Annotated in this window: 18 protein-coding genes and 1 riboswitch; of the genes, 8 read left to right on the top strand and 10 right to left on the bottom strand. The window is 71.2% G+C overall.

Annotated features, from left to right (window positions below):
* Positions 1-2 precede the first annotated feature (2 nt).
* Together ACWEJ6_RS40585 and ACWEJ6_RS40580 are read right to left on the bottom strand one after the other, a co-directional pair.
* Positions 3-857 (bottom strand): molecular chaperone DnaJ, encoded by an 855-nt coding sequence (locus ACWEJ6_RS40585; RefSeq protein WP_452430883.1) that lies wholly within the window; start codon positions 855-857, stop codon positions 3-5.
* Positions 854-1,585 (bottom strand): NUDIX domain-containing protein, encoded by a 732-nt coding sequence (locus tag ACWEJ6_RS40580; protein WP_452430881.1) that lies wholly within the window; start codon positions 1,583-1,585, stop codon positions 854-856. Before ACWEJ6_RS40580 ends, ACWEJ6_RS40585 begins: the two co-directional genes overlap by 4 nt.
* A gap of 79 nt (positions 1,586-1,664) precedes the next feature.
* On the opposite strand from ACWEJ6_RS40580, the gene ACWEJ6_RS40575 reads away from it, so the two are divergent.
* Complete coding sequence (locus tag ACWEJ6_RS40575) at positions 1,665-1,958, top strand: Dabb family protein (RefSeq protein WP_358302030.1); 294 nt, start codon at positions 1,665-1,667, stop codon at positions 1,956-1,958.
* Here ACWEJ6_RS40575 and ACWEJ6_RS40570 read toward each other — a convergent pair.
* The 3 genes from ACWEJ6_RS40570 to ACWEJ6_RS40560 form a co-directional block, all read right to left on the bottom strand.
* Positions 1,955-2,179 (bottom strand): hypothetical protein, encoded by a 225-nt coding sequence (locus ACWEJ6_RS40570; RefSeq protein WP_358302033.1) that lies wholly within the window; start codon positions 2,177-2,179, stop codon positions 1,955-1,957. The two genes, ACWEJ6_RS40575 and ACWEJ6_RS40570, sit on opposite strands and share 4 nt — an antisense overlap.
* Before the next feature lie 71 nt (positions 2,180-2,250).
* The gene (locus tag ACWEJ6_RS40565) at positions 2,251-3,189 is read right to left on the bottom strand and encodes an MBL fold metallo-hydrolase (protein WP_452430880.1); all 939 of its coding nucleotides are present in this window, start codon (positions 3,187-3,189) and stop codon (positions 2,251-2,253) included.
* A 61-nt stretch (positions 3,190-3,250) separates the two neighbouring features.
* A complete protein-coding gene (locus ACWEJ6_RS40560) occupies positions 3,251-5,056 on the bottom strand; it encodes an acyl-CoA dehydrogenase (protein ID WP_452430878.1) in 1,806 nt (601 codons plus the stop codon).
* A gap of 103 nt (positions 5,057-5,159) precedes the next feature.
* On the opposite strand from ACWEJ6_RS40560, the gene ACWEJ6_RS40555 reads away from it, so the two are divergent.
* The 4 genes from ACWEJ6_RS40555 (at position 5,160) to ACWEJ6_RS40540 (ending at position 7,162) form a co-directional block, all read left to right on the top strand.
* Complete coding sequence (locus ACWEJ6_RS40555; RefSeq protein WP_452430876.1) at positions 5,160-5,957, top strand: class I SAM-dependent methyltransferase; 798 nt, start codon at positions 5,160-5,162, stop codon at positions 5,955-5,957.
* A 23-nt stretch (positions 5,958-5,980) separates the two neighbouring features.
* Positions 5,981-6,042: riboswitch (guanidine-III (ykkC-III) riboswitch) on the top strand.
* A gap of 33 nt (positions 6,043-6,075) precedes the next feature.
* Entirely contained in the window at positions 6,076-6,396 is a 321-nt protein-coding gene (locus ACWEJ6_RS40550; protein ID WP_452430874.1) for a DMT family transporter, read from the top strand.
* Positions 6,397-6,400: 4 nt separating this feature from the next.
* Positions 6,401-6,784 (top strand): VOC family protein, encoded by a 384-nt coding sequence (locus tag ACWEJ6_RS40545; protein WP_358302046.1) that lies wholly within the window; start codon positions 6,401-6,403, stop codon positions 6,782-6,784.
* Positions 6,785-6,808: 24 nt separating this feature from the next.
* A complete protein-coding gene (locus tag ACWEJ6_RS40540) occupies positions 6,809-7,162 on the top strand; it encodes a hypothetical protein (protein WP_452430871.1) in 354 nt (117 codons plus the stop codon).
* Here the strand turns inward: ACWEJ6_RS40540 and ACWEJ6_RS40535 are convergent.
* Positions 7,128-7,577: a hypothetical protein gene (locus tag ACWEJ6_RS40535; RefSeq protein WP_387681432.1), complete on the bottom strand. Its 450-nt coding sequence runs from the start codon at positions 7,575-7,577 to the stop codon at positions 7,128-7,130. The two genes, ACWEJ6_RS40540 and ACWEJ6_RS40535, sit on opposite strands and share 35 nt — an antisense overlap.
* A gap of 75 nt (positions 7,578-7,652) precedes the next feature.
* On the opposite strand from ACWEJ6_RS40535, the gene ACWEJ6_RS40530 reads away from it, so the two are divergent.
* Positions 7,653-8,579: an N-acetyltransferase family protein gene (locus tag ACWEJ6_RS40530; RefSeq protein ID WP_452430869.1), complete on the top strand. Its 927-nt coding sequence runs from the start codon at positions 7,653-7,655 to the stop codon at positions 8,577-8,579.
* Here the strand turns inward: ACWEJ6_RS40530 and ACWEJ6_RS40525 are convergent.
* A complete protein-coding gene (locus tag ACWEJ6_RS40525) occupies positions 8,568-9,119 on the bottom strand; it encodes a PadR family transcriptional regulator (RefSeq protein WP_452430867.1) in 552 nt (183 codons plus the stop codon). The two genes, ACWEJ6_RS40530 and ACWEJ6_RS40525, sit on opposite strands and share 12 nt — an antisense overlap.
* 93 nt (positions 9,120-9,212) lie before the next feature.
* On the opposite strand from ACWEJ6_RS40525, the gene ACWEJ6_RS40520 reads away from it, so the two are divergent.
* On the top strand, positions 9,213-9,959 hold the full coding sequence (locus tag ACWEJ6_RS40520) for an alpha/beta hydrolase (protein ID WP_452430865.1): 747 nt from the start codon (positions 9,213-9,215) through the stop codon (positions 9,957-9,959).
* On the opposite strand, the gene ACWEJ6_RS40515 is transcribed toward ACWEJ6_RS40520, so the two are convergent.
* Positions 9,937-11,949, bottom strand: a complete 2,013-nt coding sequence (locus ACWEJ6_RS40515; protein WP_387681420.1) for a molybdopterin-containing oxidoreductase family protein — start codon at positions 11,947-11,949, stop codon at positions 9,937-9,939. The genes ACWEJ6_RS40520 and ACWEJ6_RS40515 overlap by 23 nt on opposite strands.
* Before the next feature lie 425 nt (positions 11,950-12,374).
* Between ACWEJ6_RS40515 and ACWEJ6_RS40510 the strand changes: the two genes are divergently transcribed.
* The gene (locus ACWEJ6_RS40510; RefSeq protein WP_358302065.1) at positions 12,375-14,750 is read left to right on the top strand and encodes a lysylphosphatidylglycerol synthase transmembrane domain-containing protein; all 2,376 of its coding nucleotides are present in this window, start codon (positions 12,375-12,377) and stop codon (positions 14,748-14,750) included.
* Between the two features lie 41 nt (positions 14,751-14,791).
* On the opposite strand, the gene mgrA is transcribed toward ACWEJ6_RS40510, so the two are convergent.
* Both mgrA and ACWEJ6_RS40500 read right to left on the bottom strand, forming a co-directional pair.
* Complete coding sequence (mgrA, locus tag ACWEJ6_RS40505) at positions 14,792-15,790, bottom strand: L-glyceraldehyde 3-phosphate reductase (protein ID WP_452430862.1); 999 nt, start codon at positions 15,788-15,790, stop codon at positions 14,792-14,794.
* Positions 15,787-17,877 carry a S9 family peptidase gene (locus tag ACWEJ6_RS40500; RefSeq protein ID WP_387681411.1) on the bottom strand — a complete coding sequence of 697 codons (2,091 nt, stop codon included), beginning with the start codon at positions 17,875-17,877 and terminating at the stop codon, positions 15,787-15,789. Before ACWEJ6_RS40500 ends, mgrA begins: the two co-directional genes overlap by 4 nt.
* Positions 17,878-18,191: the final 314 nt, after the last annotated feature.

Here is an 18,191-nt window from a genome sequence, read left to right as displayed (position 1 = left end):
CCTCAAAGGTGGAGCGGACGGTACGTACGGGGCCCGTAGAGGTCGTCGAGCAGGTCGTCGAGCTCGCGCAGCAGCTCCCACGCGTCGGACGGCGGGCGCAGCAGGCAGCCGCGGACGAAGGCGCGCATCCGGCGCGGGCACTCGCCCATCAGGTGGTCGACGCACCGGGTCAGGGCGGCGATGTCGGCGCGCTCGTCGAGCCGGTCGCCGTGGCACCAGTCGACCAGCACGAGCCCGTGGTCGATCGGATGGATGAGGACGTGGCGGGGGAGCACGGCGCCGTGCGCGACGCCGGCCCGGTGGGCGAGCCCGGCGGCCACGAGCAGCCGCCGCCAGATCCAGGCCACGTCGCGCGGGTCGAGGCCGGTGCCGGCGCGGTCGAGGGTGACGAACCCGGCGGGCGTCCGGCTGACCACGTTCGCCTGCCGGACCACCTCGCCGGCGCGGTAGCGGAAGCTCGCGACGAGGCGGGGGACGTACGGCAGGAAGCGTGGATCGCCGTCGGCCGCGATCTTCCGCAGCGCGGCGGCCTCGCGGACCAGCAGCCGGTCGGCGGCCGGGTCGCGGGCCACCTTGAGCAGCGAGTCGCGCTCTGCGCCGCGCCCGGCCGGATAGAGCACGGCGGTGCCGCCCTTGTGCAGCGGCGGCCCGACCAGGAAGTCGCCGACCCGCCGGCCCCGGTGGTAGGTCTCCCAGAGCGCGACCAGCCGCTTGAACGCCTCCTCCCCGCCCGGCGCGAGGTCGGGATGCAGCGCCCTGGCCAGCCGCCGGTAGACGCGGGCCGCGGACCCGCCGGCGAAGAGCTCCTGGGCCGATCGCGCCCCCATGACGATCGCCGCCGCCCGCTCGGTGTTCATCGCACCTCCTCCTCCCGTGCGGGCCGCAGCAGCGCGGGGTGGAGCAGCCGGGCGTCGCCCGCGCGGTAGAGCTTGGCCCGCGGGCCGCCTCTGGGGCCGCCGGTCTCGGTGGTCTGTCCGGTGCTCTCGACGAACCCGGGGACGGACAGGACCTTGCGGTGGAAGTTGCCCGCGTGCAGCGGCGTGCCCCACACGGTCTCGTAGATCAGCCGCAGCTCGGAGACGGTGAACTCGGCCCCGGCGAAGGCCGTGGCCAGCGGCGTGTACTCCAGCTTCGACCGGGCCCGCTCGACGCCGTCGGCCAGGATGCGGGCGTGGTCGAAGGCGAGCGGCGGCACGTCGTCGACCGGGTGCCAGACGGCCGCGGCGGCGTCCGTGCCGGGCCGGGGGTCGGGCAGGTCGGGGGCGAAGGCGAGGTAGGAGATCGACACCACCCGCATGCGGGGGTCGCGGCCGGGGCCGCCGTAGCTGGCCAGCTGCTCGATGTGCGCCGGGCGGGTGGCCACGCCGGTCTCCTCGCCCAGCTCGCGCACCGCCGCCTCGGCCAGGTCCTCGTCCGGCTTGATGAAGCCGCCGGGCAGGGCCCAGCGGCCCGCGTACGGCTCCACGCCGCGCTCGACGATCAGGACGTGCAGCCGCCGGTCGCGGATGGTCAGCGCCACGACGTCGACGGTGACCGCGACCGGCGCGTAGAGCCGGGGGTTGTAGCCGGCCAGGAACTCTTCCATCCCCAAGTCCTTCTCAGTTCGAGTCAATCTCGACTTGAGAATAACTCCGCCGACGGGTGTGTGTCGATAGGGTTGGCGCATGATCCGTCACATTGTGCTGTTCACCTGGGCCGACGACGCCACCGACGAGCAGAAGGCCGCGGTCGCGACCGAGCTGCGCAAGCTGCCGGGCGAGATCCCGCAGCTACGGGCGTACACGGTGGGGCCCGACGCCGGCATCACCCCCGGCAACCACGAGTTCGCCGTGGTCGCCGACCTCGACAGCGTGGACGACTTCGTGATCTACCGCGACCATCCCCGGCACCAGGCCGTGATCGCGGAGTACATCAAGCCGATCCTGGCGACGCGCGCCGCCGTGCAGCTCAGCCTCTAGAGCTCGGGCGGGTGGTTCTCGCGGTGCATCAGCCGGTCCTCGGAGGTGCGCCCGCGCCGGGGCGCGAGCACGATGCTGAGCACGACGCCCACGCCTCCGACGATCATGAAGATGACGCCGACGATGTCCATGTGCACGCTCTGGCCGAACACGTCGGGTTCGATGGCGAACCGCAGGATGGCGCCGAGCGTGAGGAAGAAGATGCTGACCCCGACACCCATGACGACCTCCAGGCAAAGGCGAGATGTGCCCACGGTCATACCCGGGTATCGGTGATCACACCCTCGCCGCGTCAGGCGAGACAGGACAGTGGCCGCCCGCCGTTGTAGGCGATCATGTCCTGGACGGCCGCGCCGACGTCGATCGGCGCGCCCGGCGGGCGGCCGTCCAGCTCGGCGTAGGCGCGGTGGAGATTGCCCACGATCCGTTCGGGGTCGAGCAGCGCGCCCCACTCGCCGAGGTCGGTCTCCCGCGCCGCCTCCAGGGGCGTCCGGCCCGCCGCGTGGCCCCGCCGGGCGGTCTCCTGGACGAACCGCAGGTAGCCCTCGACCCGGTCGTAGACCTCGGGCCCGCACACCTCGCCGTGCCCGGGGACGATCGTCTCCGCGCCCAGCGCCCTGAGCGTGTCCAGGGCGGCGATCGTCCCGGCCACCGAGCCCATCAGGACGAACGGCGTGCCGCCGTTGAAGACCAGGTCGCCGGAGAACAGCACCCGCCGCTCCGGGATCCACACGATCGAGTCGTTGGTCGTGTGCGCGGCCGGCCCGACGTGCCGCACCTCGCAGCGCAGGTCGTCGGAGTGGAGGGTGACCCCCTCGGTGTACGTCAGGAACGGCGGCGCGACCTCCATCGCCCCCCACACCACCTCCGGCGACCAGGCCCCCCGGTACGCCGGGACCCCGTCGGCCAGGATCTGGGCGCGTACGCCCTCGTGCCCGACGATCGTGGCCTCGGGGAACAGCCAGTTGCCGAAGGTGTGGTCGCCGTGGTGGTGGGTGTTGACCAGCGTGGTGATCGGCCCGCCGCTGACCTTGCCGACGGCCGCCCGCAGGTCGCGGGTGCGGCGCTCGGTCGAGCAGGCGTCCACGCAGATCACGCCGCGCCGCCCGGCCAGGAAGCCGGTGTTGTTGATCCACCAGCTCCCGTCGGGCTGGACGTAGGCGTAGACGCCCTCGGAGACCTCTTCGACGCGCGGCGGGGGCAGGGGGTGGTCATGAGGTGAAGAGCTCATGCCCGGAACCTAACAGCGACGCCCGCCCCCCGGACGGGAGGCGGGCGTCACCAGCGGTGGCTCAGAAGGCCTCTTCGGGAAGCTCCATGAGGTCCTGGCCGGTGGCGGCGAGGACGCGCCGCTCGGCCGTCAGCCTGGGCAGCACGGTCGTGGCGAAGAACGACGCCGCGGCCACCTTGCCCTGGTAGAACGGGTCCTCCGACTCCGCCAGCCGGGCCAGGGCCACCTCGGCCTGGCGCAGCAGCAGCCAGCCGATCACCAGGTCGCCCAGCGAGAGCAGGAACCGGGTGCTGTTCAGGCCGACCTTGTAGACCTCCTCCGGCTTCTCCAGCGAGCCGAGCGCCCAGCCGGCCATGGTGTCGCCCATGACCTTGACCTCGGCGGCGGCCTCGGCGAGCAGCTTGCGCTCCTCCTTGAGCCGGCCGTTGCCCGCCTCGGAGGCGGCGAACTCGTTGATCTCGGCGAGCAGCGCGCCGACCGCGGCGCCCTGGTTGCGCAGGATCTTCCGGAAGAACAGGTCCAGGCCCTGGATCGCGGTGGTGCCCTCGTACAGGGAGTCGATCTTGGCGTCGCGGATGTACTGCTCGATCGGATAATCCTGGAGGTAGCCCGAGCCGCCCAGGGTCTGCAGCGAGCGGGCCAGCAGCTCGTACGAGCGCTCCGAGCCGACGCCCTTGACCAGGGGCAGCAGCAGGTCGTTCATGGCCTCCGCGTGCCGGTCCGCCGGGTCGATCAGGAGGGCGTCCTGGAAGGTGGCCGTGTAGAGGACCAGGGCGCGCATGCCCTCGGCGTACGCCTTCTGCAGCATCAGCTCGCGGCGCACGTCCGGGTGGTGGGTGATGGTCACCCGGGGGGCGGACTTGTCGGCCATCTTGGTCAGGTCCGCGCCCTGGTAGCGGGACTTGGCGTAGTCGAGGGCGTTCAGGTAGCCGGTGGAGAGCGTGGCGATGGCCTTGGTGCCGACCATCATGCGGGCGTGCTCGATCACCATGAACATCTGCTTGATGCCCTCGTGCACGTCGCCGACCAGCCAGCCGATCGCCGGGTGCTTGTCGCCGAAGGTGAGCTCGCAGGTCGTGGAGACCTTCAGGCCCATCTTCTTCTCGACGTTGGTGACGTAGGCGCCGTTGCGCTCGCCCAGCTCGCCGGTCTCCAGGTCCACGTGGAACTTGGGCACCAGGAACATCGACAGGCCCTTGGTGCCCGGACCGTGGCCCTCGGGACGGGCCAGGACCAGGTGGAAGATGTTGTCGGCCATGTCGTGCTCGGCGCTGGTGATGAAGCGCTTGACGCCCTCGATGTGCCAGGTGCCGTCGGGCTGCTGGACCGCCCTGGCCCGGCCGGCGCCGACGTCCGAGCCGGCGTCCGGCTCGGTGAGCACCATGGTGGCGCCCCAGTTCTTCTCGATGGCCAGCTCGGCGAAGCGCTTCTGCTCCGGCGTGCCCAGCTTCCACAGGGTGTAGGCGAAGTTGGGGCCGGCGGCGTACATGTACAGGGCCGGGTTGGAGCCGAGCACCATCTCGGCCATCGCCCAGGCGAGGCTGCGCGGGATGCCGGGGCCGCCCAGCTCGGCGGGCAGGTCGAGGTGCGCCCAGCCGCCGTCCACCAGCGCCTTGAACGACTTCTTGACGCCGTCCGGGACGGTCACCGTGCTCGTCGCGGGGTCGAACACCGGCGGGGTGCGGTCGCCCTCCTCGAAGGAGTCGGCGAGCACGCCGGTCGCCAGCCTGTTGACCTCGTCCAGGATGCTCCGCGCGACGTCCTCGTCCACTTCGCCGAAGGGCCCGGTGCCGAGGATCTCGCGTCGACCGAACACCTCGAAGAGGTTGAATTCCAGGTCACGCACGTTGCTCTTGTAGTGGCCCATGGGTGCAGATCTCCTTGAACCGAGGTCTTCATGTACTGGCCAGTAACCTTACCTGCAATGCTACCCGCGGGTAACCCCGCCCATGCGTGGCATGCTCGACTCCATGGACGCCGAAGAACTCGCCACAAGATGGCGGGAGCGACTGGAATCCTGGGCCATCCCCGAGGAGATCCTGGCCAAGGCTCCGGCCGATCCGTGGAGCCACTCGCCGGCCCGGTTCGCCACGCGGACCGACCGGGCGCTGGCCGAGCCCGACGACGGCCCGACCATGACCCGGCTGGCCGAGGCGCTGCCCGACAAGGGCACGCTGCTCGACGTCGGCTCGGGCCCCGGCGCCGCGTCGCTGCCGCTGCGCGAGCGCATCGGCCACCTCTACGCGGTCGACACGTCCGCGCCCATGCTGGAGGGCCTGAAGGTCCGGGCGATGGACCTCGGCGTGCCCGCCACCACCGTCGAGGGGCGCTGGCCCGACGTGGCCGACCAGGTGCCCGTGGTGGACGTGTCCGTCGCCGCGCACGTGGTCTACAACGTGCCCGACCTGGCGGAGTTCCTCCAGGCGCTCGACCGCCGCACCCGCGGCCGGGTGGTGCTCGAACTGCCCCACCGCCATCCCATGAGCTGGATGACGCCGCTCTGGCGGCATTTCCACGGCGTCGACCGTCCGGTCCGGCCCATCGCCGAAGACTGCGTGGCCCTGGCCGCGGCGCTGGGCTTCCCCGTGCGCGTGGAGGAGCAGGAGGCGCCCCTGGAACGTTTCACGACCGTCGAGGAGTTGGCCGAGAGCGCCTGCCGCCGGGTGTGCCTCGACCCGTCCAGGGTGGAGGAGGTGGCCGAGACCGCCGTCGAGCTGGGCATGTGGCCGGTGCCGCGTGACCGGTGGGTCACCGTCTGGTGGGAATGATCCGTTTCACTGAGCCGTTGTACGCATTGAGCTGACCGCTCCCGGACGAGACGCGCCGTACCCGGACACGCCAAGACGACGCACGTACCTGTACGTCTCGTCCTCAGGAGTACTGATCATGGCGTGGATCCTCATCGTGCTGGCCGGCCTGTTCGAGGTGGCCATGGCACTGTCGCTCAAGCTCAGCAACGGCCTCAGCAGCCTGGGGTGGACCCTGTCCTTCCTGGCCACGGCCGCCCTCAGCTTCGGGCTGCTCGCCTACGCGCTCAAGACCCTGGAGGTCGGCACCGCGTACGCCGTGTGGACCGGCATCGGGGCCGTCGGCACCGCGATCCTCGGCATGGTCGCCATGGGCGACGACGTGTCGCCGCTGCGCCTGACCTCGATCGCGCTCATCCTGGCCGGTGTCGTGGGGCTCAATCTGGCTGGTGGACACTAGTGCGATGATTGAGATCCATGCCATCACCGTCGACGCCACCGACCCCTACGAGATCGCGAGCTGGTGGAGCCAGGCCACCGGGTGGCCGCTGGCCGAGGGCGACAAGCCGGGCGCCGACGAGGTGATGCTGCGTACGCCGCAGGACCCGTTCCTGCTGTTCATCCGCGTGCCCGAGGGCAAGACCGGCAAGAACCGGGTGCATTTCGACGTCAACGGCACCGAGGGCCGTACGCGTGACGAGGAGGTCGAGCGGCTGCTCGGGCTCGGCGCGACCGTCTTCCAGGACCAGCGCAGGCCCGACGGCACGGGCTGGGTGACCATGCTCGACCCCGAGGGGAACGAGTTCTGCGTGTGCCGGAGCGAGGCGGAGAAGGCCTTGCCGGAATGATGTTCTGTCGGTGAAGCCGGCGCCATGAGCGTGGAGGGCCGTCGTCTGCTGGCGGCGGCGTCCATCGGCGAGAAGAGGGAGCGCGCCCGGCGGGCGGGAACCGACGACGTGATCGGCTACGACGGGCTGAAGGAAGCGGCCAGGGCGTGGGCCGTGGACGTGGCCGTCGACCCGGTCGGCGGCGAGCTGTCCGAGCAGGCCCTTCGCGGGTTGCGCCACGCCGTGGAGAACCGGGCCGTGCTCGAAGGTCTGCCGGCGATGCCGGGCATCGTCCCGGCGGCGCCCGAGGTCAGGCCGCCGGCGGAGGCGGGCCGGGCCATGGACGACCTGCTGGAGCGGCGGGTCACTGGGAAGATCGTGCTCGTCCCTTCATCGTGAGGGTCAGGATCGCGGCGATCAGGTAGACCAGCGCGCCGTGCCACATCGCCTGCACGGCCGAGCCGAACACGCCCTCGTCGTCGAGCACGAGCTGCACCGGGTAGTCGAGCACCGCCGTGATCGCGGCGGGCAGGAGCGCGAACTTCCACGGGTGCCGCAGCGACCAGAGCCGGGCCTGGCGGGTGACGCGGTCGCCCTCGTGCGGCTTGGCGACCGCGCCGATCGCGGCGATCAGCGCGAACAGGCTGATGCCGAGGCCCAGGGCCCAGACCAGGTCACCGCCGCCGGTGACCAGGCCCATCCCGAAGCTGGTGGCCGACACCACGACGCCGCCGATGGCGGCGGTCTTCCAAGGGGCGCCCCGCAGGGCCGCCGCGGACAGTGAGACCTCGTCGCGTCTACTGATTTCGTTCATGTCCTCATGGTGCCGCCGCGGGCCCCCATGAGGCATCGGGGACGGACCCTGACCTGTCCCTGACATGATTCCCATATGACGGAAATCGCCATTGTGCAGTTGGGGCCGGACGAAGGGGAACGACTGAGGGACGTCCGGCTGCGGGCGCTCCAGGAGTCACCGGACGCGTTCGGCTCCTCATACGCGCGCGAGGTCGCGTTCTCCGCCGAGGACTGGGCCGAGCGGCTGAAGAACCCGCACTCGCGCTGGTGGGTGGCCGAGGACGACGTCCTGGGCGACGTCGGCCTGGTGTGCATGCTCCTGGAGGAGTCCGGCGCCCACCTGCTGTCCATGTGGGTCGCCCCCGAGGCCAGAGGACGCGGGCTCGCCTCCCGGCTGGTCGACCGGTCCGTGGAGTGGGCCCGTTCGGCCGGGGCCGAGCAGGTGCAGCTCTGGGCCGTCGACAGCAATCACGCCGCCCGCGCGCTCTACGCGGCCAAGGGCTTCGTGCGCAGCGGCAAGGTCATGGCCCTGCCCTCCAACCCGTCCCTGATGGAGTCCCACTACGTGCTGTCCCTGCTGTTCCGCCAGGCGCGCAAGGAGGACGTCCCGGCCATCGTCCGGCTGCTGGCCGACGACCCGCTCGGCGCGGCCCGTGAGGGAGCCCCCGACGACACCCGCTACCTGATGGCCTTCGACCGCATCGAGGCCAACCCGCACGACGAGCTGATCGTGGCCGAGCGGGAGGGCGAGGTGGTCGGCACGATGCAGCTCACGTACCTGGCCGGGCTGTCGCGGCTGGGCTCCGAGCGGTGCCAGATCGAGGGCGTCAGGGTGGCCGCCTCGACGCGCGGCCAGGGGCTCGGCGGCAAGATGATCCAGTGGGCCGTCGACCGGGCGCGGGCCCGGGGGTGCGCCGTCGTCCAGCTCACCTCCGACAAGTCGCGTACCGACGCCCACCGTTTCTACGACGCGCTCGGCTTCACCGCCTCCCACGAGGGCTACAAGCTCTCACTCGGCTGATTCGCCGTCGGCGAGCTGGGTCAGCATCCAGCGGCACCACTCGGCACGGTGCCGCTCGTAGCTCAGCCCGCAGCGCAGCGTCGCGTAGCCGCCGAACCCGGGGTCGCCGAAGGCCGGCCGGCCGCCGAACGACGCCTCCTGCCGCTCGTAGTCGGCCAGCCGCTCCTCGTGCGCGGCGAGCTGGCCGGCGAACAGCCGCCGCAGCAGCTCCGGCTCGGCCAGCCACGCCGCGTACGTCTTCAGCACCAGCTCGTCGCGCTCCGGCCGCTCGCGCGGCGGCTCGGTGACCCATGCGCGCAGCGCCGCCAGGCCCTCGGCGGTCAGGTGGTAGACCTTCTTGGCCTGCGGGCCGGGCCCGTGCGCGCTCTCGAACCCGACCAGCCCGGCCGCCCGCAGTTTCTGCAGCTCGGCGTGGATCTGGCTGTGGCCGGCCGTCCAGAAGTAGCCGACCGGGCGCCGCATGGCCGCCGCGAGGTCGTAACCGGTGCGATCGCCGCGCGCCAGCACGGCCAGGATCGCGTATCCGAGCGTTGAGGTCATGGTGGGTCCAAGGATATGGTGCTTGCGGCACTATGTCAGTTCAGACATAGTCAGGAGAAGGGCGCGGCGGCCATGCGAAAGATCGTCGGATGGATGGCACTCCTCACCATGGGGCTGACCGGCTGCGGGGGCACGGTCGGCACCGGCACCACCGCCGTCCGCACGACGGCCGCCGAGTCCCCCGCCCATGTCAGCGAGACAACCCCCGCCCCGAGCGCGCCGCCCACCGGCCCCAACGTCTCGGGCTGCTTCACCGAGCAGGACGGCAAGATCTTCACCCACGTCCGCAGGCTGCCCGGCGTGATCGCCGGCGACGGCCCGGTGGGCGTGGTGATCAGCTACGAGCGCCGCGGCACCGTGTGCTCCTGGCGCCCGCTGTCGGACCGCCTGGTCGCCGCCGGATACCGCGTCCTGCTGTACACCAGGGACGCCGGCCTCCTCCCCGAGGACGGCGCGGTCGCCATGGGCAAGCGCCTGGCCAAGGAGAAGGGCGTCGAGCGGCTGTTCCTGGTCGGCGGCTCGATCGGCGCCACGGCCTCGGTCCCGGCGGCCGAGCGGCTGGGCGCAAAGGTGGCCGGCGTCGTCGCCCTGTCAGGCGAGATCGACGAGGGCGACGCCGCCGCGCTCACCGTGCCGCTGCTGCAGATCGGCTCCGAGCACGACTCCTACGGCGGCGCCGCATCGATGCGCGCGGCCGAGGCCGCCGCGACCAGGTCCCCGGACAACCAGGTGCTGGTCATCCCCGGCGAGTCGCTGCACGCCTCGGCCCTGCTCGGCAGCCCCTACTCCGCCAAGGTGCTCGACACGGTCGTGGCGTTCATGGACCGGCACAAGGGCTGATCTCGACCAGGTTGTCGTGGAAGGCCGGGCCCCGGCCCATGTCGCCGTCCCGCTCGGCCACGACCGCGTTGGCGTTCGCGCCGCCCGGGGTCAGCTTCGGCCACCGGCCCTTGGGCGAGGCCACCACGCCGGGCGCGACCCGGTCGCTGATCTCCACGTCGGCCAGGAACTCGCCGCCGTCGTTGTGCACCCGTACGCGCTGCCCGGCCACCAGCCCCCGGGCCGCCGCGTCGGCCGGGTTGACCAGCACGGCCGGCCCCTTGGCCCGCCGCCGCAGCTCCGGATTGTTGGCGAAGATCGTGTTCAGGAACGTGTGCGAGGCCGGCGTGACCAGCGTCAGCGGGTACGCCGACCGGTCGGCGACCGCCGTGTGCGAGGGCACGTACGCCTTCCCGGCGGGCGGGAAGCGCAGCCGCCCGGAAGGCGTCGGAAAGCCCTCGGCGAACGGCGCGAACGGCTTGGGATAGTTCATCCGCACCCACCCCTCCTTGCGCAGCCGGTCCAGCGTGACGCCTTCGAGCGACGGGTGCCCGCCCGACAGCAGCGACTCGGCCAGCTCCAGGTCGGAGTCGTACAGGGACGGCTCGGTCAGCCCCATGTGCGCGGCCAGCCGGCGGAAGGTCTCGGTCGTGGACAGGCACTCGCCCGGCGGCGGCACGGCGGGCTCGTTCCACAGCAGGTACATGTGGCCGTAGCCGGCGTGCAGGTCCATGTGCTCGGTCTGCATGGTCGCGGGCAGCACGATGTCGGCGTAGTCCACGGTGTCGGTCGGGAACTGCTCCATGACGACCGTGAACAGGTCCTCGCGGGCGAGCTGCCGCCTGATCGTGTTGGCGTCGGGGGTCGAGCCGAGCGGGTTGGCGGCGTACACCCACAGACACTTGACGTCGTCGAGCTGGGAGCCGAGCTTGGTCATGACCAGCGTGCGCACCGGCTTGGCCAGCAGGTCGTCGCGGGTGTCGACGGTCACGCGCACGTGGCCGCTCGTCGAGTACGCCACGCCGCCGCCCGGATGCCGCCAGTCGCCGGTCACGCCCGGGATCGCGGCGATCGTGCGCATCGCGGCGCCGCCGCCGGCGTGCCGCTGGATGCCCATGGTGGCGCGGATCGCGGTCGGCCGGGTGTGGGCCAGACGCATCCCCAGGCCGTGGACGTCCTCGGCCGGGATGCCGGTGATCTCCGCCACCCGCTCCACCGGGTACTCCAGGATCTCCTTGCGGAAGTCCGCCCAGCCCTCGGTGTGCTCGGCCAGGAACTCCTCGTCCTGGGCGTTCTCCGCGAGCACGACGTTGAGCAGCCCGAGCGCGAGCGCGGCGTCCGTGCCCGGCCTGATCGCCAGGTGCTGGTCGGCCTGGTCGGCGGTCCTGGTGCGGATGGGGTCGATGGCGACCACGTGCGCGCCGTCCGCGCGGGCGTCCTGGATGAACTTCCACAGGTGGTGGCCGCTGGTCAGCGTGTTCGTGCCCCAGAGCAGGATCAGCCTGGCCTGGGCGAAGTTCTCCGGGTCCATGCCGCCGGCGGTGCCGTTGGCCTTCAACAGCCCGCTGCTGCCGGCCGCCGAGCAGATGTTCAGCCAGTGCTTGGACGCCCCCAGCACATTCCAGAACCGGCGGCCCGCCACGCCCTCGCAGCCCTGGAGGTAACCCAGCGAGCCGGTGCCGAGGTAGGGCCAGATCGCCTCGCCGCCGTGCTCGTCCACGATGGCGCGCAGCCGGGTCGAGATCTCGTCGAGCGCCTCGTCCCAGGTGATGCGCTCGAACTGCCCCGACCCCTTCGGCCCGGTGCGCCGCATCGGGTACAGGATGCGGTCGTCCGCCTGCGTGTGCTCCAGGTACCGGTTGACCTTCACGCACAGCGCGCCGCGGGTGTAGGGGTGGTCGGGGTTGCCGCGCATCTTGACGGCCTGCCCGTCCCGTACGGTCACGACCCAGGAGCAGGTGTCCGGGCAGTCAAGCGGACATGCCCCCAAAACCCTCAAATCACCCGACATGCGCACAGCCTACGTCGAGAGGCCCGCGCCCGCCGTCCCCGTGACACCGCCGAGCCGACCTCGTGAAAGAAGCCAAAGGTGAACGGTTGGAGTTCCACCGTGTACCCTGCCTCGCGCAGCCTGGCCGCGGCGTTCTCGGCCGACGCGTCGTGACCGGGCCGCCCGGCCGCGCGGTTTCACCCGTGGGCGCCGGGCGTCGGGGGCGACGAGGGCCGGCACCGGCATCGCGAGAGTGAACATGCCAGACACGCGGGCAGGTCAATGCCGGTCGGGTCCTCACCCGATGCGCGCGCCGGAGCGGCGAACGAGGACACTGGAGAACAGAGATCGTACGGTCCGGCCGGGAAGGTGCAGAATCACTGTCGGTGGCCGAAATCAGGGAACGAGACGATGACACGGAGGACCTCGCGGAAGGGGATCCAGCCGTGTCCGAGCCACGCGCCGACGGCGGCGTCTACGTAGTCGAGCCGCTCCTTCCCCAGCGGCTGCGGCGGCCGTCCGACCTGCTGCGCTTCTTCGCGACGCTGGCGGTGCTGGCGGCGGTGATCCTGCTCGCCCTCGTCGCCAAGCAGACGCTCAACGGCCTGGAGCAGGACGTCAAGGTCGGCGCCGAGATGGTCCCGCTGCTCAGCCGGGTCGCGGCCTTCATCGGCAGCGCGGCCGTGCTGATCGTGCCCGCCGCGTTCGCCGTCGAGCGGGTCTTCCACCGCGACGGCCTGCGCGTCGCGGAAGGGCTGATCGCGGCCATCATCGGCATGGCCGGGTCGTTCCTGCTCGGCCAGTGGATCGAGGCCAGCAGCCTGACCGACCTGCGCATCCTGCTCACCGGCGACCGCGCGATCGAGCCGCTGAACACGCTGCTCACCTCGGTGATCGCCTACACCACCGCGGTGCGCATCGCCCGCCGTCCCACGTGGCGCATGCTCATGTGGACCTCGATCGCCCTCTACATCCTCACCTACTTCTCCGGCAGGCAGATCACCCTGCCCAGCGCCATCGTGACCGTCCTGGTCGGCATGGCCATCGGCTACGCCACCCTCTACGGCGTCGGCAGCCCCAACACCCGCCCGCCGGGCAGCGCCGTGGTCGCCGCGCTGCGCAAGCTGTCCTTCTCGCCCGTCTCCGCCCGCCGCATCGAGGACGACCACCAGGGCAGCCGCCGCTACGCCATCGGCCTCAAGGACGGCACCAGCCTCGACGTCACCGTCCTCGACCGCGACCGCCAGGTGGCCGGGCTGCCGTACCGGCTGTGGCGGCGCATCAGGCTCAACTCCGAGACCAGGCGCCGGGCCATCCGCTCGCTCCGGGCCGAGCTGGAACGCGAGGCCCTGATGGCGTACGCGGCCCAGGCCGCCGGCGCCAGCACGCCGCGCCTGCTCGGCACCAGCGAGATCGGCACCGAGGCCGCCCTGCTCGCCTACGAGCACATCGAGACCCGCCCGCTCGACGAGGTGCCCGACGCCGAGATCGACGACGCCCTGCTCGCCCAGATCTGGGAGCAGGTCGCGCTGCTGCAGATCCAGCGGCTGGCACACCGGCGGCTCACCGGCGACAGCATCCACCTCGACCGCGCCGGCCGGGTCGTGCTGACCGACGCCCGCAGCGGCGAGATCGCCGCCGGCGACCTGCTGCTCCGGCTCGACATCGCCCAGCTCCTCACCTACCTGGCGCTGCGCGTCGGCGCCGAGCGCTCGGTCCGGGCCGCCGCCGCCGTGATGGGCCCCGACGCCCTCGCCGCCGCCATGCCGCTGCTCCAGCGCATCGCCCTGACCAGGGAGACCCGCTCGGCCCTGTCCAAGGCCAAGAACGTGCTCACGAGCCTGCGCGACCACATCGTCGCCCTCAAGCCCCAGGGCAAGGTCGAAGAGGTACGCCTGGAGCGCTTCCGCCCGCGCACCCTGATCACGATCATCGCCAGCACGGTCGCCGCCTACGTCGTGCTGTCCCAGCTCAGCAAGGTCGACCTCTACAAGGTGGTGACCACGGCCAACTGGGGGTGGTCCGGCCTGGCGCTGATCGCCTCGTTCACCAGCTTCGTCGCCGCCGCCCTCATGCTGCGCGGGTTCGTCCCGGAACGCCTGCCGCTCTGGCGTACCGTCCTGGTGCAGTTCGCGTCGTCGTTCGTCAAGCTGGTCGCGCCCGCCGCGGTCGGCGGCGTCGCGATCAACACCCGCTACCTGCAGAAGCGCGGCATCGCGCCGGCGCTCGCGGTGGCCAGCGTGGGCGCCTCGCAGCTCATCATGCTGGTCTTCCACATCGCCCTGCTGCTGCTGTTCGCCTACATCACCGGCTCCGACGCCGCCACCTCCTTCACCCCCTCGCGCGGCCTGGTCGTGGCGATGCTCGCCATCGCGCTGCTGGTCGCGGTGGTGCTCGGCGTGCCGCCGCTGCGCAGGATGGTGACCGTGCGGATGCGCAGGCTGTTCTCGAACGTGCTGCCCCGCCTGCTCGACGTGCTCCAGTCGCCGGCCAAGATGATCGAGGCCGCCTTCGGCACGCTCATGATCACGATCGCCTTCGTGGCCTGCCTCGACGCCTGCGTCGCGGCGTTCGGCGGTCAGCTGAGCTTCACCGCCGTCGCCGTCGTCTACCTCACGGCCAACGCCATCGGCTCGGCCGCCCCCACGCCGGGCGGCCTCGGCGCCGTCGAGTACGCGCTCACCCTCGGCCTGGTCGCGGCCGGCCTCGAATGGGACCTGGCGGCCTCGGCCGTGCTGCTGCACCGGCTGCTCACGTTCTGGCTGCCGGTGCTGCCGGGCTGGGCCGCCTTCACCTACCTCCAGCGGCACGAGGCCCTGTGACCCGCCCTCGGGCGGCACAGGACCCCGTGCGCCGCGGATGATCAGCGGGCCGACGTGACCGCCTCGGTGACCTTGTCGATCGCCGCCAGCTCGCTCTCGGTGAACACCGGGCCGTCCACGCACGCCACGTTGTCCTCCAGCTGCCGGACGCTGCTCGCCCCGATCAGCACGCTCGTCACCCGCGGGTCGCGCAGCGTCCACGACAGCGCCATCTGGGCCAGCGTCTGACCCCGGCCCCTGGCGATCTCGTTGAGGTCGCGGGCCAGGTCCCGGTCGATCTGCTCGGCGCTCAGGAACCGGCTCGTCGCCGCCCGCGAGCCCTCGGGCACGCCCTCCAGGTAGCGGTCGGTGAGCAGCCCCTGCGCCAGCGGCGAGTACACGATGCAGCCCATGCCCGCCTCCTCCAGCACGTCGAGCAGCCCGTCGTCCTCGATCCAGCGGTTGATCATCGAGTACGACGGCTGGTGGATGAGCAGCGGCGTGCCCAGCTCGCGCATGATCCGCGCGGCCTGCGCGGTCTGCTCGGCCGAGTAGTTGGAGACGCCCGCGTAGAGCGCCTTGCCCGAGCGCACCGCCCGGTCCAGCGCCCCCATCGTCTCCTCCAGCGGCGTCTCCGGGTCCGGACGGTGGCTGTAGAACACGTCCACGTACTCCAGGCCCATGCGGGCGAGCGACTGGTCGAGGCTGGCCAGCACGTACTTGCGCGACCCCCACTCCCCGTACGGCCCCGGCCACATGTCGTACCCGGCCTTGGTCGAGATAACCAGCTCGTCCCGGTACGCCGCGAAGTCCTCCCGCAGGATCCGCCCGAAGTTCCGCTCCGCCGACCCGTACGGCACGCCGTAGTTGTTGGCCAGGTCGAAATGCGTCACCCCGAGGTCGAACGCGCGCCGCAGCACCGCCCGCGAGTTCTCGATCGGCCGGTCGTCGCCGAAGTTGTGCCACAACCCCAGCGACACCGCCGGCAACCGCAGCCCGCTGCGCCCGCTGCGGTTGTACGGCTGACGCTCGTAACGCCGCTCGTCGGCCACGAAGCTCACGCCGTCCCCCTCTCGATGATCCAGGACAGCGCGAACGCCTCCTCGCGCCAGGCGTCGTACCGGCCGCTGCGCCCGCCGTGTCCCGCGCCCATCTCCGTCTTGAGCAGGAACGGCCCGCCGGACGCGGTCGCCCGCAGCCGCGCGATCCACTTGGCCGGCTCGTGGTAGAGCACCCGCGTGTCGTTCAGGCTGGTGATCGCCAGAATCGGCGGGTACACCCTGCCGTCCACGTTCTCGTACGGCGAATAGCTCTTCATGTACGCGTAGACGTCCGGGTTGTGCAGCGGGTCACCCCACTCGTCCCATTCGATCACCGTCAGCGGCAACGACGGGTCGAGGATCGTGTTGAGCGCGTCCACGAACGGCACCTCGGCCACCACCCCCGCGAACTCCTCGGGAGCCAGGTTCGTCACCGCGCCCATCAGCAGCCCGCCCGCCGAGCCGCCGCGCGCGACGATCCGCCCGCTCCAGCCGCCCGCCTTCAGATGCCGGGCCGCCGCCACGAAGTCGGTGAACGTGTTCCGCTTCCTGGTCAGCTTGCCGTCCTCGTACCAGTGACGGCCCATCTCGCCGCCGCCCCTGACATGCGCGACGGCGAAGACGAACCCGCGGTCGAGCAGCGACAGCCGGGGCACCGAGAACGCGGGGTCGATCGAGGTCTCGTAGCTGCCGTAGCCGTAGAGCAGGGTCGGGGCCGGCGTCGTGGTGTCCTTGCGCTTGACGATCGAGATCGGCACGCGCGTGCCGTCCTCGGCCGTCGCCCACTCCCGGAACTGCTCGTAGTCGCCCGCGTCGTAGCCGCCCAGCACCGGACGCTGCTTGAGCAGGATCAGCTCGTGCGAGTCCAGCTCGTAGTCGTAGACGCTCGGCGGCGTCACCATGCTCGTGTACGCCAGCCGCAGCCGCGTCGTCGTGAACTCGGGGTTGCCCGCCGGGCCGACGTCGTACAGGGGCTCGGGGAAGTCGATCTCGTACGCGTTCCGCTCGGCGGCCTCGATCCGCTCCCGCCAGCCCGCGCCCGCGGCGCTGTAGGGCAGCACCCGCAGGCCGGTCAGGCCGTCACGGCGGAAGTGCACGACGGCGTGGTCGGAGAAGGCGTCGATCTCCAGCAGCCGGGTGTCCTCGCGGTGCCCGATCAGCGGGGTCCAGGTGCCGGGCTCGTCGATGGGGGCCGTGGCCAGCTCGAAGTTCTCGGCGTTCTCGTTGTGCAGGACGTAGAAGAAGTCGCCCGCGTGCTCGACGCCGTACTCCACGCCGGTCTTCCTGGGCCGGACGACCTGGAACTCGCCGGTGGGGTCGGCGGCGTCGAGGATGCGCACCTCGCTGGTGATCTTGCTGCCCGCGCCCAGCACGAGGTACCGCTCGCTGCGGGTCAGCCCGATGCCCACCCAGTAGCGCTCGTCGGTCTCCTCGTAGACCAGGACGTCCTCTTCCGTCCCGAGGGTGTGCCGGTAGACCTGGTAGGGACGCCAGGCGTCGTCCACCCGCGTGTAGAAGAACGCCGAGCCGTCGGCCGACCAGGCGCCGCCGTAGAAGATGTCCTTGATCTCGTCGGGCAGCACCTCGCCCGTCTCAAGGTTCCTGAACCTCAGCGTGAAACGCTCGTCGCCCTTGTAGTCGGTCGAGTAGGCCAGCATCGTCCCGTCGGGCGTGACGGCGCTGGTGCCGACGGAGAAGAACGCGCTGTCGCCGGCGAGCTCGTTGCCGTCGAGCACGACCTGCTCGCGCTCAAGGCGCTCGCCCGGCGTGATCTGCGGCGGCGCGTCACTGTCGGCCGGCACCCGGCAGGACACCGCGTACTGCTTGCCCTCCTCGGTACGCGTGAAGTACCACCACGCCCCCTTGCGGCTCGGCACCGACAGGTCGGTCTCCTGGGTGCGCCCCTTGATCTCCTGGAAGACCTGCTCCTGGAGCTCGGCGAGATGCGCGGTGTGCTCTTTGAGAAAGTCGTTCTCTGCCTCCAGGTACGCCGTTGTGTCCGGGTCGTCCTTGTTGCTTAGCCAGGCGTACTCGTCGATGAACGTGTCGCCGTGATGGATGCGCTCAGTCGGTACCTTCTTCGCCACTGGCGGCGTGTTGCTGCTCACGGGGGGAGTCTATGTTCGGCCGTGATCGTTCTGTGGCCGGGAGAGCTGCGGAACGCGTCCCGAGTGGTCGGGAGCGCTGCTAATCTTTAGAAGCCGACGAGGTGCGGCGCAACCCACTCCCTTCACTCCGGTGACTTTGGTGCGTTGCGACGCGTAACGTCGGCAATCCCTTCTGGCTCGCGGGTTTGAAGATCGGTTCGCTAACCGAGCGACAGGCTGGTAAGTTAGAGGGGTTGTCCCGGAAGCGGGGCGCGACTTAATTCCAGCAGGTCGAGCAAGTCCGGTCAATTTGACAGAGACTTGAACGGCTGAAA

The organism is Nonomuraea sp. NPDC004702 (assembly GCF_053601695.1).
The sequence above is the reverse complement of the archived record's forward strand: the minus strand, read 5'-3'. Positions and strand labels throughout refer to the sequence as shown.